Origin of the sequence: Desulfobacterium sp. N47 (assembly GCF_051233685.1) — a bacterium.
Classification (GTDB): domain Bacteria; phylum Desulfobacterota; class Desulfobacteria; order Desulfobacterales; family RPRI01; genus RPRI01.
On record NZ_JBAMMY010000055.1, the window covers coordinates 1 to 15929 of the forward strand.

The 15929-nt window shown below is 38.8% G+C and carries 14 protein-coding genes and 1 tRNA gene; 6 read left to right on the top strand and 9 right to left on the bottom strand.

What is annotated here, in order from left to right; translation table 11 throughout:
• Positions 1-162: 162 nt before the first annotated feature.
• Positions 163-1011, top strand: a complete 849-nt coding sequence (locus VXK47_RS03415) for a tyrosine-type recombinase/integrase (protein WP_435547368.1) — start codon at positions 163-165, stop codon at positions 1009-1011.
• A 49-nt stretch (positions 1012-1060) separates the two neighbouring features.
• Here the strand turns inward: VXK47_RS03415 and VXK47_RS03420 are convergent.
• Positions 1061-1147 (bottom strand) — tRNA-Leu (locus VXK47_RS03420).
• Positions 1148-1237: 90 nt separating this feature from the next.
• Here VXK47_RS03420 and VXK47_RS03425 point away from each other — a divergent pair.
• From VXK47_RS03425 to rsmB, 5 genes are read left to right on the top strand one after another with little or no spacing between them, the layout of a single operon-like run.
• A complete protein-coding gene (locus tag VXK47_RS03425) occupies positions 1238-2173 on the top strand; it encodes a bifunctional riboflavin kinase/FMN adenylyltransferase (RefSeq protein ID WP_435547369.1) in 936 nt (311 codons plus the stop codon).
• 10 nt (positions 2174-2183) lie between these two features.
• Positions 2184-3257: a lysylphosphatidylglycerol synthase transmembrane domain-containing protein gene (locus tag VXK47_RS03430; RefSeq protein WP_435547370.1), complete on the top strand. Its 1074-nt coding sequence runs from the start codon at positions 2184-2186 to the stop codon at positions 3255-3257.
• Between the two features lie 4 nt (positions 3258-3261).
• The gene (gene def / locus VXK47_RS03435) at positions 3262-3777 is read left to right on the top strand and encodes a peptide deformylase (protein ID WP_435547371.1); all 516 of its coding nucleotides are present in this window, start codon (positions 3262-3264) and stop codon (positions 3775-3777) included.
• Positions 3767-4711, top strand: a complete 945-nt coding sequence (gene fmt / locus VXK47_RS03440; RefSeq protein WP_435547372.1) for a methionyl-tRNA formyltransferase — start codon at positions 3767-3769, stop codon at positions 4709-4711. Before def ends, fmt begins: the two co-directional genes overlap by 11 nt.
• Positions 4712-4720: 9 nt before the next feature.
• Positions 4721-6073, top strand: coding sequence for a 16S rRNA (cytosine(967)-C(5))-methyltransferase RsmB (gene rsmB / locus VXK47_RS03445; protein ID WP_435547373.1), 1353 nt, complete (start codon positions 4721-4723; stop codon positions 6071-6073).
• A gap of 328 nt (positions 6074-6401) precedes the next feature.
• On the opposite strand, the gene VXK47_RS03450 is transcribed toward rsmB, so the two are convergent.
• The 8 genes from VXK47_RS03450 to VXK47_RS03485 form a co-directional block, all read right to left on the bottom strand.
• Positions 6402-7598: a DEAD/DEAH box helicase gene (locus VXK47_RS03450; RefSeq protein ID WP_435547374.1), complete on the bottom strand. Its 1197-nt coding sequence runs from the start codon at positions 7596-7598 to the stop codon at positions 6402-6404.
• A gap of 529 nt (positions 7599-8127) precedes the next feature.
• On the bottom strand, positions 8128-8511 hold the full coding sequence (locus tag VXK47_RS03455; RefSeq protein WP_435547375.1) for an RNA recognition motif domain-containing protein: 384 nt from the start codon (positions 8509-8511) through the stop codon (positions 8128-8130).
• A gap of 464 nt (positions 8512-8975) precedes the next feature.
• Positions 8976-9932: a cobalamin biosynthesis protein CobD/CbiB gene (gene cbiB, locus VXK47_RS03460; RefSeq protein ID WP_435547376.1), complete on the bottom strand. Its 957-nt coding sequence runs from the start codon at positions 9930-9932 to the stop codon at positions 8976-8978.
• 6 nt (positions 9933-9938) lie between these two features.
• Positions 9939-11030, bottom strand: a complete 1092-nt coding sequence (locus VXK47_RS03465) for a pyridoxal phosphate-dependent aminotransferase (RefSeq protein ID WP_435547377.1) — start codon at positions 11028-11030, stop codon at positions 9939-9941.
• Complete coding sequence (cobS, locus tag VXK47_RS03470; RefSeq protein ID WP_435547378.1) at positions 11027-11755, bottom strand: adenosylcobinamide-GDP ribazoletransferase; 729 nt, start codon at positions 11753-11755, stop codon at positions 11027-11029. The genes VXK47_RS03465 and cobS overlap by 4 nt, the downstream gene beginning before the upstream one ends.
• A 1-nt stretch (position 11756) precedes the next feature.
• The gene (cobU, locus tag VXK47_RS03475; RefSeq protein WP_435547379.1) at positions 11757-12296 is read right to left on the bottom strand and encodes a bifunctional adenosylcobinamide kinase/adenosylcobinamide-phosphate guanylyltransferase; all 540 of its coding nucleotides are present in this window, start codon (positions 12294-12296) and stop codon (positions 11757-11759) included.
• Positions 12293-13825, bottom strand: coding sequence for a cobyric acid synthase (locus VXK47_RS03480; protein WP_435547380.1), 1533 nt, complete (start codon positions 13823-13825; stop codon positions 12293-12295). The genes cobU and VXK47_RS03480 overlap by 4 nt, the downstream gene beginning before the upstream one ends.
• 10 nt (positions 13826-13835) lie before the next feature.
• Positions 13836-15245 carry a cobyrinate a,c-diamide synthase gene (locus VXK47_RS03485; protein ID WP_435547381.1) on the bottom strand — a complete coding sequence of 470 codons (1410 nt, stop codon included), beginning with the start codon at positions 15243-15245 and terminating at the stop codon, positions 13836-13838.
• Positions 15246-15929: the final 684 nt, after the last annotated feature.

Genomic DNA, 15929 nt, shown 5'->3' on the forward strand with positions numbered 1-15929 from the left:
AGTTGACGTAAGTGCTTGAAATACTTGGTATATAAATTGCAATGCATTTTACATGCCATCTTTTTATGTTTTGTGAAAAAATATCGCAAAATTTTAAAACCATGTTTGAACGGCTTCAAAAACAGTGAAACTTTAGTTAAATCTAAAGCCTATTATGAAATATTGAAAATTAATCTTTCTAGTTTTAACAAGGTATTTGGAGAAACAATTGTCAGAAATATTAAGACCTCTGACTTAGAGAATTATCAGGCAAAGAGGAAAGCGTCCGGTTATTCCAATTCGTATATTGACCAGGAAATCGGGGCAGCACGTTCGGTTGTTTATAAGGCTTTTGATGATGCGATGGTAAGCGAAGACACTGTCAGAGCTTTTAAGAAGGTCAAGAAATTGCTTAAAAGCAATGCCAATACAAGGAAGAAGGTTCTTTACATAGAAGAATTCAAAAGGCTTATGGAAGCTCTACCCCCTCACACAAGGGCTGTTGTCGCAATGGGTTATTATACAGGCATGAGAAAGGGAGAGATTATAAATCTGACTTGGGATAAAGTTGATCTGAAAGACCGGATGATTAAGCTTGACGCTGCTGACACAAAAGACCGGGAGGCACGGGAGGTTCCAATCTGTGATGCACTGTATAACATTTTGAAAGACATTCCGAAGGCAATCCATGACAATCATGTTTTCCTGTTCAAGGGAAAGCCGGTAAATGACTTCAGAACTGCTTTAAGGACCGCTTGTCGTGCTGTCGGAATACCATACGGCAGGGGAACTAAAGATGGGTTTGTATTTCATGACACCAGGCATTGCTTCAATACAAATATGAGAAAGTCCGGTGTGCCTGAGTCAGTTGTCATGAATATTACAGGTCACTCAACAAGAGAAATGTTTCTCCGATATGATACCGTTGATGCGAAGGATATAAAAAAAGCTGTTAATCAAATGGAGGGCTTTTTGGAAAGTGTTGACCAAACCGTTGACCAAGTGCCCATAAAAGCAAAAAAGTGCCCATAAAAGCAAAAGAGGAATAACAGATATATCAGATAACTATTTGATTTTATTGTGGTGCCGAAGCGGGGACTTGAACCCCGATGGAGAATCCTCCACTAGACCCTGAACCTAGCGCGTCTACCAGTTCCGCCACTTCGGCACAAATAAAATATTGCTTTAAGTTCAAGGTTAAGGTACTTAGTTTTTTTTGAGTATTTTGTCAAGATTATTATTGAGGTATCAACAGATAATGAAAATCATAAATAGCATTGAATCTATTAAAAAACCATTTAAAAACGCCGTAGTAACCATCGGTAATTTTGACGGGGTTCACATTGGACACCAGGCTCTTTTTCATGCAGTTATAGAAAAAGCGGATTCCATTAACGGAACATCAGTAGGTATTACCTTTAATCCGCATCCGGTTAAGGTTTTGAAGAAAAATCGCCATATTCCACTAATTACAATTCACGAACAGAAAATAGAACTTATTGAAAAAACAGGGCTTGATGTCTTGATCTGCATTCCTTTTACTCCTGAATTCGCCAAATTACCGGCATTGGAATTCATAAAGGATCTTTTAATTAAAAAGATAGGAATGAAGGCTATTGTTGTAGGAAACGATTATGTCTTTGGTAAAAATCGTGAAGGAAATACAGAATTTTTAAAAGCATGCTCAAAGGAATATGGCTATGAAGTTATTGTTGCTGACTGGATATCGATTACAAACACCATACCCGGCCGTATCAGCAGCACAAAAATACGAAAGCTTGTAGCAGAAGGCAGAGTTGCAAAAACCCAACAACTTCTCGGCAGATATTACCAGATAAGAGGTACAGTTGAAAAAGGCCGCAACAGGGGAGGCAAACTGCTTGGATTTCCTACTGCTAACCTGCTGATGCAGGATGAGCTGGCTCCCAAAAAAGGAGTTTATGCCGTAACGGTTGAGTATAATGGATTAAAATATAAAGGTGTGGCAAATATTGGATACAGCCCTACTTTTGATGATAATATATTCACGATAGAAGTTCATCTGCTTGATTTTAATAAAGACATTTACGGCAAAAATATCCGGATAAATTTTGTCAAAAGAATCAGAGATGAATTGAAATTTTCCGGCATTGCCGAACTTTCGGAACAGATAAAAAAAGATATTGATAAGGCACGCAGCATACTTTCCCTGTAACTTCAATAAGATGAATAAAAAAACTACAATTTCGTTTGTGCTCGGAGCAACAATATCTGTTGCGGCTCTTTATATTTCTTTCAGAAATGTTCCGGTTGATGATCTGTTTAAATATTTTTCTTCCATAAATTATTTATGGGCGATACCGGCAGGTTTGGTGGGATTATCAACTTTTATATTCAGAGCTTTAAGATGGCAGGCAATACTGAAGCCTGTGCGTAAAATAAGTTTTTTACAGTCATTTCATCCTGTTATGATAAGCTTTATGATAAACTGCATATTACCCGGCAGAATAGGAGAAGCGGCCAGACCTGCAATACTTCTGAAAAATGAAAAGATACCTTTTTCTACAGGATTGGCCACAGTTGCAGTAGATCGTTTATTTGACATTGTTTACATGTTTATTCTTTTTTCTGTTATTATGGCAAATATTACGATAGATCCTGATTTTGCAGTTGATTTCGGCGGTTACCATTTAAATAAAGAGGTTCTTTCTTTGGCGGGAAAAGATATGATCGGAATAGGCGTAACGGTTATTCCGGGCATTTTTCTTTTAATATTTGAAAAAACAAGAAATATAATTAACTATCTGATATCTAAAATTCCTGTTGTCTTTTTTATGGCAGGGGATTCTTTTAAAAATAAAATTGAAAATAAAATTTGTATCCCGGCGCAAAAAATACTTAAAAATTTTTCAGACGGTTTTTTGCTTATAAAAAGTCCCAAAACCATGTTTATTTGCATTTGCTATACGATTATCATCTGGCTGTTGTGCGCCCTTTCATATTACCTGCTGTCTTTTGGTTGTCCGCGAATAAATATTTCTTTTACGGGATTTACCGCTGTTATGATTATCGTATGTTTTTTTATAGCACTTCCTTCTGCTCCGGGATACTGGGGACTCTGGGAAGCAGGCGGTATTTTTGCCATGGCCATTTTCGGTGTATCTGCAAAAGATGCCGCCGGCTATACTTTAATTAATCATGTTATACAAACGTTTCCGATAATAGTAACCGGTCTTGTGTCGGCAGCCTTAACAGGCATAACGATAAGAAAGGTCGGTTCTATGGATCACGAAGGTTGAACCTATGGCAATACTGGACATACTCACATATCCGGACAGATTTCTTACAAATACCGCAAAGCCGGTAAAAGGTATTAACGCTGATCTTCAAAAAATTATAGATGATATGATCGAGACTATGTATGATGCACCCGGAATCGGGCTTGCTTCAATACAGATCGGATGCGATAAAAGTATGATAGTATATGATATCGATCAAACTGAACATAAAAGATCGATTCAGGTGCTTTTAAATCCGGTAATCATTGAAACCGATGGGGAAATCGTTTCCAACAATGAAGGTTGTTTAAGCGTTCCCGATCTGAGATCGGATGTAAAAAGAGCGGCATCGGTAATTGTGGAAGCTCTCGACAGGGAAGGAAACCCGCTAAAAATAGAAGCACATGATCAACTTGCTGTTGTTTTACAACATGAAATAGATCATTTGAATGGGGTTTTATTTTTAGACCGGATCAGCACTTTAAAGCGGGAACTCTATAAAAGACACGTTAAGAAGCAACAGAAAAAAAATGAGCCCTGAAAAACAAAGAATAATTTTTATGGGTACTCCCGACTTTGCTGTTCCGTCTTTAACAGCCCTGAATAAAATGGGTTGCGAAGTTGTGCTTGTTGTCACACAACCGGATCGTCCCAAAGGAAGGGGCAGAAAAGTGGTGTATTCTCCGGTTAAGCAAACAGCACTTGAACTTGGTTATAGCATTGCCCAGCCCGCATCCGTTAAAACTTCGGAATTTTTTGATCTGATTAATTCATGTACTCCTGATTTGTTTGTTGTAATCGCTTTTGGACATATACTTCCAAAAAATATACTGGCTATACCAAAACAAGGCGCAATAAACCTTCATGCTTCTTTACTTCCTAAATACCGCGGACCCGCTCCTATTCAGTGGGCTGTTATAAACAGAGAAAATAAAACCGGCATAACAGCAATGCTTATGGATCAGGGGCTTGATACCGGCGATATTTTAATGACATCTGAAATTGATATTTCTTCCAAAGATACTTCTTCTTTACTGCATGACCGCCTGGCTCTTGCAGCATCCGATCTATTAATAAAGACTCTATCAGGATTGGAAGCAAATACTTTAACACCGGTTCCTCAGGATAATTCTCTTGCTACATATGCTCCTTTACTGAAGAAAAAGGACGGCCGTATAGACTGGTCGAAATCTGCTGAAGACATTGAAGCATTCATACGCGGTATAAATCCATGGCCCGGAGCATTTACCATGAATGGGGAAAAACGCCTTAAAATTTTTGCGGCAGATGTTATTGCAAGCAGCATAAAACAGCCTCCCGGAACAGTAGTTGGAGAAACAAGAGAACATTTGTTTGTTGCAACAGGAAAAGATCTTTTATCAATAAAGGAAATTCAGGAAGAATCCGGAAAGCGCCATAATATCAAAGATTACTTGTGTGGCTGTAATATTAGACCCGGTACCATTTTAGGGTGAACACAATATATGCATGATACCAGAAGTCTTGCTATTCAATTTTTAAACAGTCTCGACAAGAAAAAGCATACTCTTGATAGTCTGCTTGAAGAATTTCAAAATAAATACATTCTTCCTAAACGGGAAAAAGCTTTGTTTAATGCCCTTGTTTACGGCGTGCTAAGATGGCGAAGCCGGTTGGACTGGATAATCAGACAATTTTCCAAACAGCCCCCGGAAAAAACCAACACTGAAATCTTAAATATTTTACGCATCGGACTTTTTCAGATTATTCATCTAAACAGGATTCCCGTTTCTGCAGCAGTTAATACTTCCGTTGAAATTGCAAAACATACAGTTGGAACAAAATGTTCAGGATATGTTAATGCCGTGCTTAGAAGAACTGTAAGAGAATATAAATCCCTTTGTTTTCCGGATATGGATAAAAAGACCGAATATGGCATATCAGTTAATAAATCTTTTCCGGAATGGATGATAAAAAGATGGGTTAGTCTTCTTGGAAAAAACTCAGCAATTGATCTTTGTGATGCCATAAACAACATCCCTCCTATTACAGTAAGGGTAAACACGCTTAAAACAAACCGTGATGAGCTAATTAGCTGCATTGAATCTGAAACCCAGGATATAAGGCCCACAGACTGTTCGCCAGGCGGAGTATCTTTTTCGCGTCCAAAAGAATTAATTTCTGAAATGGAGGCCTTTAAAAAAGGTGGGTTTCAGGTACAGGATGAAGCCGCCCAGCTTGCTGCTTTTCTTATGGACCCTCAACCCGGAGAAAAAGTTATGGATGCCTGTGCGGGACTTGGAGGAAAAACAGGGCATATCGGTCAGTTGATGGAAAACAAAGGATATATTACTGCCATAGACAAAGATAAGGAAAAACTGTTCAGGCTAAGTCTTGATATGGAAAGGCTTGGCATAACAAATGTAACAACATCAGCGGGTGATTTTGGAGATCCGGTTTTTCTGAAAAGCTATTCCGGTAAGTTTGACCGTATTTTAATTGACGCTCCCTGTTCAAATATGGGGGTTATCCGCAGAAACCCTGATATAAAATGGAAACTGACTGAGGATAAACTGCTCTTTTATCAAAAAAGGCAATTTCTTTTTCTCGACAATATCGCAATGCTTTTAAAACCAGCGGGTATTATCGTATATGCGGTATGCAGTACCGAAACGGAAGAAAACGAAGAAGTAATTAATAAATTTTTATTAAAACATCCTGATTTTACAATCGATGATATGCATTGTTTTCCAAAGATCTTTGAACCTTTTGTAAACAGTGATGGATTTATCAGAACCTATCCTCATCTACATAATATGGATGGCTTTTTTCTGGCTCGTTTAAAACGTATTATATGATACTGTTATAAAAAATTGGGGTATTTATTAAATTATTTACTGCTAACAAACACCCGATGGCATCTACCTGAATGATTTAAAAAACCCATTAAAAAATGATCTGGCGTTTGAACCCAAAGCCTGTATTTTATAGCCCCCTTCCTGAATAATAAGTGTGGGCAATTTCGAAATTCTACAAAATTGCCCGTTTCTGCTGGAGACAGGTTATAACTGCTATTGTAGGCGATAGCAGTTAAGCGGGGGTAATCTTAGGAATATGTTTGGAAGGGTATCGTTTTTTGTTTTCGTAAGAAGTATAAAACATTCTATACAATACGATTTGCCCTTATTAAGCCGAATATTTCCGTATCCCTCCATGTCGCCGGGATCCCGGAGTTACCTGCAAATGTTTTTTGGGGTCAGGCTTACCATAGTCAAAACCTTTTAAGGTCCTGTGCTCAATTTTTGAACCGATAACACGATCAATAATATTTACCATTTTCTTGTCTTCACTAGTGATCAGCGTGAATGCATCTCCGCTTTGATCAGCCCGCCCGGTCCGGCCTATACGATGAATATACGCATCCGGAGTATCCGGTATATCATAATTGATAACGTGGGAGATCTTGCATACATCAATGCCGCGCGCAGCAATATCTGTAGCTACCAGAACCTGAATTCTTCCGTTGCGGAATCCGTCAAGAGCTGCCTGACGACGCACCTGTGAAAGATTGCCCTGCAGTGAGGCAGAACGAAAACCTGCCTTGGCAAGTTGTTCATCCAGGTGTTTTGCACGATGTTTAGTGCGCGTGAACACAAGAACTGACTTTGAATTGATATGCTCCAGAAGCTTCAGCAAAAAAGCAGTTTTTAAATGCTGAGCCACCGGATAGTGAGCATGGCTGACGGTGTCTGCAGGTACAGTTTCACTTACTTTTATTGTTATCGGATCCTTAAGAATGTCTTTGGCAAGACTCTTAATTTCATCGGGCATGGTTGCTGAAAACAAAAGCGTTTGCCGCTGTGCCGGGAGATGTTTCAGTATCCGCCGGATATCCGGAAGAAACCCCATGTCAAACATATGATCTGCTTCGTCAATGACCAGAACTTCTACCCGGGTAAGGTCTATCGTCTTACGGGTCATATGGTCAAGGAGCCTTCCGGGACAGGCAACAACAATCTCTGCACCCCGTTTCAGTTTTTGAATTTGAGTGTTTATGTTCACCCCGCCATAAACGGTAACACTTCTTATACGGGTATCTTTTCCCAGGGTGTTGATGTCATCATGAATCTGTTCAGCTAACTCGCGAGTGGGAGCGATAATAAGGGAACGGACATGGCCGCGTTTGCCTTGTATCAAACGATGTAAAATTGGCAGCACAAAGGCCGCAGTCTTGCCGGTTCCGGTCTGAGCCAGCCCCATAATGTCTTGCCCGTCCATGACCAGTGGAATAGCTTTTGTCTGGATAGGAGTTGGTGTGACAAACCCGGCATCAGCTATGCCTGCCTCTATGTCGGGGTTTAAATTAAATGTTTTAAATTCCATAAATTCCTTTATTTATATTAAGCCGATCTCAAACGAACTGTTTGATTAAACTTCCGTTCAGATGTAATTGCACATTACCTGGTTAAAACCTCGTGATATTTAAACCCAAGGAAGTTTGTTCCGTCGGGGCGGATATTGGTTTGGGCCCGACGTATATATTCTGTACTGAACAATTATTTTTTATTTCACTTGGTAAATACTTCAGGAATACTACTCTATGAATGGAAACCTATTTATATATTTCTCCGATACCGCAGTTATCCAGGCGAGCAGCAGTCTAAAGCATACGTTAGAGGAGCAAAATGATAGGACCGATAAAAAGGTTTTGAGACCGGCTATATTTTATAATTAAAAAGCCCCGAACTTATTTCCGGGGCTTAAAACATCGACTTTTTTATCTTTTCATCCAGGAACAGCCATTTCTGTTTAAGCTATAGTCCTGTGAGTTACCTATTGTCAAGTAAAATCCGGTATCTCACAAAAGCAGAGCTTCAAATGGTGAACTCAGGAACTGAATCCATACTTACCCCTATCTTCCGCCGCCACGTCCACCTCTGCCAGCACCGCCGCCGCCATATCCACCTTTATTAAACCCACCGGGGCCTCTGCCACCGCCGCCATATGGTGGCTTACCAGTCCTGCCTCCCCGTCCGCCCCGATCTCCCCGATCTTCACGGGGCCGGGCCTCATTAACATTAATCGCCCTGCCCTTCAGCTCCTTGCCGTTCAAACCCTCAATTGCAGCCTGAGCCTCAGCATCAGAGGACATTTCAACAAATCCAAAGCCTTTGGATCGGCCGCTATATTTGTCATTTATAATGCTGACTGAATCAACCTTGCCTAATTGTTCGAAAGCCTGCCTGAGATCATCTTCGTTAACCTCGTATGACAAATTTCCCACGTAGATCTTCATTCAAATCTCCTTTGTAAATAAATGTTATAGTTCAATGCTTAAACTCCACCATTATCAGTCCATAAAGGTAAACGACAATGTTCACAATACAGGTAAAGATCCCATCATATTTTATTTTTTAAGGGTTTTATTACAGGTTTCTTTTCAAGCTTTTATTACCCTCTGGTACTGCTTTCTTTATCTCTTCTTTCCAAAAGTATGCATTTATCATTCTGCCTTTGTATTCCGACGAAAATAATTAAGCCCCTCCTGATATGTGATCCGCTCGAATTCGCAAAGGAGGGGCTTTCATGCTTTAAGCTTAAACTATAGTTGAGGGAAATGCAAACGCCATGTTGTATGAATTTCCAAATATTTCATAAATATTTTATAAAATCAGCTTTTATGGCATATCTGATAAATATATTCCGTATAATATCATTAACCATCCTCAGTAAAATTATTTTATTGCAGCAACACGGGCTTTATTTTAAAAAGGTCACGCCTATACCCCATAAAAACAAAAGAGCTAATATTGAAGACAATACCATAAGATTGCAGGCTTTTTTAATGTGAATCCATTGGGCTTTCCCGAATTCTATGCCTATATACGGTTTTGGCACCAGTTGCCCTCCATAATAATTCGGCCCTCCAAGTTTAACTGAGAGAGCACCGGCAAATGCAGCTTCAGAATATCCCGAATTTGGACTAGAATGATTTGAGCCTTCTTTTACGGCTGTTTTAAAAGAAGAAATGCCTTTGCACCACAGTAATTGAGCGGCAAAAGAAATTATAAAAATTGAAATGCGAGACGGTATATAATTTGCGACGTCATCAATTTTTGCCGGCGCTTTTCCAAAATCCATATACTTTTCATTTTTATATCCTACCATTGAATCAAGTGTATTGATCATTTTATAAGTAATTGCAAAAGGCGCTCCTCCAATGGCGGCAAAAAAAAGCGGCGATATTACACCATCTACAAGATTTTCAGCAACCGTCTCAACTGCCGCTCTTATCACACCTTCTTCGGATAGATTTTTGGCATCTCTTCCCACTATCACTGAAACTTTTTGCCTTGCTTCTTCAAGGCCTGAATTCCTAAATGCTTGCATTACACTAAATGCAGCATCTTTAAGGGAGCGAACTGAAATACAGTAATAAACAAGAACAATCTCTACAGCAATTCCAATAACAGGATGAATCAATTGCGCCACATAAACCATAAGGAAAGAAAGCAGAAAAGATATAAAAAGCAAAAAAAGGCAAAAAAGCAAACCGCTCGTAAAAATCTTTATGGGCAATTTCCTGAATAAAGGTTCAAAAAATGAAATTGCTTTGCCAATTAATCTAACAGGATGGGGAAAAGAAGGCGGATCTCCCAATATAAGGTCTAAAATGAAGGCAGCAGGAAGTATATACAAAAATGGGATAATTTTCATTATCTATTATTTATTGCCCTGATTTAAAATAATATCTGAGAGTTTCTTTGCTGCCAGCAGATTTAAATCACCAGTTTTCATTGATATCCTTACAAATTTATCGGAAAGGCCTTTAAAATTAGAACAGTTTCTTATAAGAATTTTATCAAAAGACATTTGCTTACATATATCTTTAGCAGAAAGATTTTTGCCAAGTTTAATCAGAATAAAAGATGTTGTGCTCGGATATAGTTTTATCCCGGCAATATCTTCAAAATGTTTTATAAACCGTGCTTTTTCCTTTTCAATAAAATCTACGGTTTTTTCAATAAATGCTTCAGCACCGTTTTTGGGGTTCATAAGATAACATACCGCGGACTGGGCAATGCTGTTTACACTCCATGGCAAAGTATAAGGCAGAAATTTTTTAATATTTTGTTTTGAGGCAATTAAAAACCCGGTTCTTAGCCCGGGTATCCTGAATATTTTTGACATTGAATTTAAAACAATAACATTTTGTGCATTAAGATAAAGAACACTTTCACTATCCCTCTTTTTAGAAAAGGGCATATAAGATTCATCTATTATAAAATTTTTATCCGGATAAGATGATATAAGTGATTCAAGATCACACCTGTTCATCAAAACACCGGTTGGATTATCAGGATTACAAATAAAAATCGTATCGAAATGCTTTACCTTCTTTTTTATAATATCAATATCCTGTAAAAACGATGATGACTCTTTTGCTATTATATATTCATATTTAACATTATTCATTATACATGAATCTTCATAATCGGAATAGGTCGGGCCGAGAATAAGCACTTTTTTTGAGCAAAGTGCACGTGGAATGGAATAGATAAACTGGGTAGTACCATTTCCGGCGAGCACCCTGCTTTTACTGATATTGTAGTATTTTGAAAAAGCGATAATCGCTTCAGCAGAATCAACTTCAGGAAGAGATGTTATCGAATTAATATTTTTTTTCAGAAAAGCAATAAATCCGGATGGCGGCCCCAATGGATTAACATTGCTGCTCATATCAATAATTTCAGAAGGATTACAACCATGTTGAGCTGCAATTTTATAAATATTTCCACCGTGTCCTGTGATCATAAATAGCCCTCAGCAGCAACAAGAAGAAAAAGAAAGGACTCTGTAATTTCTACCATAGCACCAAGCATATCTCCTGTTATGCATCCCATCCGTTGTTTGTAGTAATACAATATAGTACTTGTTATGAATAAAAATCCATAAAGCAATATTACACCTTTTGCTCCGAGAAAATAGCTGAAAGCTAAAGGAATAATCAAAGTTATAAAATAATACGGTTTCACGGCTTCTTTGAAAAAATCAGAAGCGGTTCCTCCGTCCGGCCTTCCATAAGGTAAAAATTTGATGCCGAAAATCATGGTAGCTCTTGAATAGATAGGAACAAGAATAAGAATATAATTACGGCTTTCATTAAGAGCTGCGATTGCATTCCATTTAACAGCAAGAGCAAATATGATTGCAACAAGCCCCATAGCGCCCATTCTGCTGTCTTTCATTATCAAAAGCGCCTTCTCCCTGGGCCTGTGGCCTAAAACCCCGTCTGCTGTATCGCCAAGACCGTCAATATGTAAAGCTCCTGTTAAAATAGCAAGAAGCATCACATCAAGAAGAGATATAAGCTGCACCGGCCATAAATAAAAAGCCAGCATATCGAAGGCGGATATAAGTATTCCAAGAATAAGGCCAACAATCGGGAAATAGGGTATAATTTTATTAGCGTCAAATTCAGATGTTTTTCCGGCAGGTAATATTGTCAGAAACTGTATGGCCGATTTTAGCTGTAACATTTTATTTACACTTTGCGGTATCTTTAATTACAACCGGTATTCCTGCAACCATCCATATAACCCTGTCTGCTATTGATGCAATTTTCTGGTTTACAAGACCTGCTGCATCCCTGAAAAATCTTGCAAGTTCATTATCAGGCACAATACCGCTTCCTACTTCATTTGAAACCAGAACAACCGGGCAATAAGAGTCCTTAAGAGAAGAAACGAGCTTTTGGATATTATCTGTTATCTTATCGATATCGGCATGTTGAAACATAATATTGTTTATCCATAACGTCAGGCAATCTATAAGAATAATGTCGGACTTTGCACTCCATTCCGATATTGTTTCGGATAATAAAACAGGCACTTCGAGTGTATGCCATGTTTTGGATCTTTCTTTCTGATGCCGTCTTATTCTTTCTTTCATTTCATTATCAAAAGGAATGCATGTTGCAACAAATACTTTTCTATCACCTTTTCTTTTCTCGGCAAGTTCAAGGGCATGAAGGCTCTTTCCGCTTTTGCAGCCTCCGGTAATAAATACGATTTCCTTCACAGATATTTCCCTTCGGCAATTTTTAATACAGCATCAACATCTATGTATTTTTCAAAATGCTCTGCCAGAAGATCATATTCCTTATCTTTTGCGGCAAAGCCGGATAACTTCGAAACCATAGGATTTTCAATTCCAATACTTTCAAGCCATTTTTTTGCAATTAAAGGAGAATCAAAAATGCCATGCATGTAAGTTCCCATTATTTTTTTATTTTGTGATATACATCCATCAAAATCCCTGCATAAGACATTGTTGCGATCACTTACTTCAAACAGATATTCATTGCTTTCATTTACCGTTTGTCCCATATGAATTTCATATCCGGTTCCACAAATTTCATCCCATGAGAACCTGGTAAGCGTTGTAACCTTTGGAGCTTTCAATGTGGTTTCTATTGGCAGCAGAAAAAGGCCCTTGCTTGTGCCTGGGGTTCCTTCAAGCCCATAAGGATCATGTACAAAATTGCCCAGCATCTGATATCCGCCGCAAATTCCAATCACATGCCCGCCCGAATCTGCATAGGCAGTTATTTTATCCGACCAGCCCGTTTCCTCAAGCCATTTGAGATCATAGCGGGTATTCTTGGAGCCGGGAATAATAACTGCTTTAAATCCGGATAAATCGCAAGGTGTCTGTATATAATTTAATCTTATATTTTTTATGCGTGAAAGAGGATCAAAATCAGTAAAATTGGAAATATGAGGAAGTCTGATTACTGCAACGGCAGGCAGACTATCGCTTTTAAAATCAACATGCCCGGGTGCCTCTATTACTACCGAATCTTCCGCATCTATCATTATATGGTTATACCATGGAAGAACACCAAGAACTTGTTTGCCCGTTCTGTTTTCTATCCATTTCTTTCCGTCTTCAAAAAGCCTTAAATCCCCCCTGAACCTGTTTATTATAAATCCTGCTATCTGTTTTCTGCGCCTTTCTTCAATGCATTCAAGAGTTCCTACAAGCTGAGCAAATATCCCGCCCCGATGAATATCTCCTACAAGTATAACAGGAGCATCCGCATATTCCGCCATGCTAAGATTTACAATATCATTAGGCATAAGATTTACTTCCGCACAGGAACCTGCTCCTTCAAGGATTACAAACTCAAAATCATCACGCAAACGGTCAAGAGAACCACAGGCTTTTTCGAACAGGCTCTTTTTCCTTGTATGGTATTCAAATGCCGTTGAGTTTTCAACCGCTGTTCCGAGAAGTACTATCTGCGAGCCGGTTTCTCCGGTCGGTTTTAAGAGAACCGGATTCATATCGACATGTGGCGGGATTCTCGATGCTTCGGCCTGAACAATCTGGGCACGTCCCATTTCAAGGCCCTCCGGAGTAATTCCGGAATTATTCGACATGTTTTGCGCTTTGAATGGCGCAACTTTTATCCCTCTGTTTGAAAACATACGGCAAAGAGCAGTTACGACAATGCTTTTACCTACATCTGATCCGGTACCTAAAACAGCCAGGCACCGGGCACGTTTTTTTGTGGGGGAAGAATTATTTATAATTATTTGATTCACTCTCAACCAGCTATTGCAGCTTTGTCATCCTTTCTTTTTTATAGTCAAGGCAGGAATCAATAAATTCCTTGGCAGCCTCGGGCTTGCTACCCAGATGTAAGTGAAGATAGCTTCCTATCGTTCTGTTAACAAGAAAGCCTTCCGGAACATTTTTTTGTCCGAATAATCCCGAAACACTATAAATGTTTTCAATATTTGCATCGATATCAGACAATTCGGAATAGTGAAATTCATGCCCTCTCAAAGTATGACCGCATTTGCCGACAATAGTATCCTTGATAAGTTTTATCTCTCTGTAACCCAAAGTTCGTAAATGGGACAACATACGTGTATTGAAAGGAAAACATCCTGTCATAGGGTAAATATTACCGTCGGTATTATAAAGCTCCCGGCAAAGATACATAAAGCCTCCGCATTCTCCATAAATCGGCATTCCTTCGAGACTTTTTTTCCGGACTGTACGTCTTAATTCGGAATTATTTGAAAGCTGTGAAGCAAACAGCTCAGGATATCCGCCTCCAAAATAAATGCCATCAAGGTTTTCCGGCAGGCATCCGTCTTTAATAGGTGAGAAATAAACAAGCTCAGCACCAAATGTTTCTAAAATATCAAGATTGTCTCTGTAATAGAAACAAAAAGCATTGTCCCATGCTATGCCAATTCTGACAGCAGGTTTTGCCTTTTCCGAAATCAAGGGCACTTCATCAGACTTGGGCTTTCCGGTTTTCATATCAGGCAGGCTTTCCAGCAGCTTATCAATATCCATATTTTTTTCAACAACATTGGCAAGCCTGTCGATATCTTTATCAGATAAACGGTGGTCATGAAGCGTTGCCAGACCAAGATAACGTTTAGGTATTGTAATTTCCCTGTCATGATAAATCCCGCCCACACATGGCATCTTTACATTACCCTCCAGAGAGTCTTTTAAATATTGCAGATGTTTACTGCTTCCAACATTATTAAAAACAACACCGGCAAAAGACAAGCCTTTATCAAATTCTTCAAAACCTCTTATAAGCGCAGCAACGCTTCTGGCCATGCTTCCGGCATCAACCACGAGTATTACAGAAAGATCCAGCCATTTAGCCATTTGTGCGCTGGACCCTGATTCGCTTTTTCCATCATAACCATCAAAGAGGCCCATTACGCCTTCAACCACAGATACATCTGCATTTTCAGAATATTTTCTGAAACATTCCAGATTATATGATTTCGACAACATCCATCCGTCAAGATTCCAGCTGTTTTTGCCTGTAACCCTGAAATGATGCCCAGGATCTATAAAGCCAGGCCCTACCTTAAATGGTGCAACATTTAGTCCGCGTTTTTTCAGCGCCGCCAAAATACCAAGTGTAATGGTTGTTTTGCCTATACCACTCTTTGTTCCGGATATAAGTAGTCTTTTGATAACAAACACCTCCTTAAAAAAAATAACATTGACTCTGCATCTTATTCATTTTTAAACAGAACTATTTTCAAATGCTTTAAACATTGATAATAAATTACCAAATAGTACCAATCTAAAGCATCTCATATAACTTAAAGTCTATCTTGCGATTATTCTTTATCAGCAGTGTACGCTTTCTTAATGGTTAACCATTTTTATTGGTCAAAATCCGGAATATTTTTGCATAAGGCCTGTTTATTTTTATTCTTTTTTGATATAAGTCATTGACATTTTATTATATCAAAAAAAATCCCCTGACTCCGATATTAAGAGTCGGGGATAAAACGTTAAGCCCCAAATCAAGGGCATATAGTATGCTCCTGAGTCTATTACTATAGTTAATCAGGTCGTTTTGATTTTTGTCTCTGATTACAGCGGCATATCCGCTCCCAAATTTACCAGAATCCCCGTTCAGGCTCAATAAAACGAGCCCTTAACATTTAATGAGATAATGAAAATAAAGTCAATAGAAATCTATAGAAATACATTTAGATTTGATATGGTTTTCTTTATAAACTAAAGTTTCACCGAAATGATGCATGGTTTACTCACGCGACCATCCGTAACAGCGCGTCCACGAAAGATTTTCGGGAGAGTTTCTGGTTTTTGTTGCAAACGGCATTAAAATCATCAGCCAACGCGGCCTTGGCGATG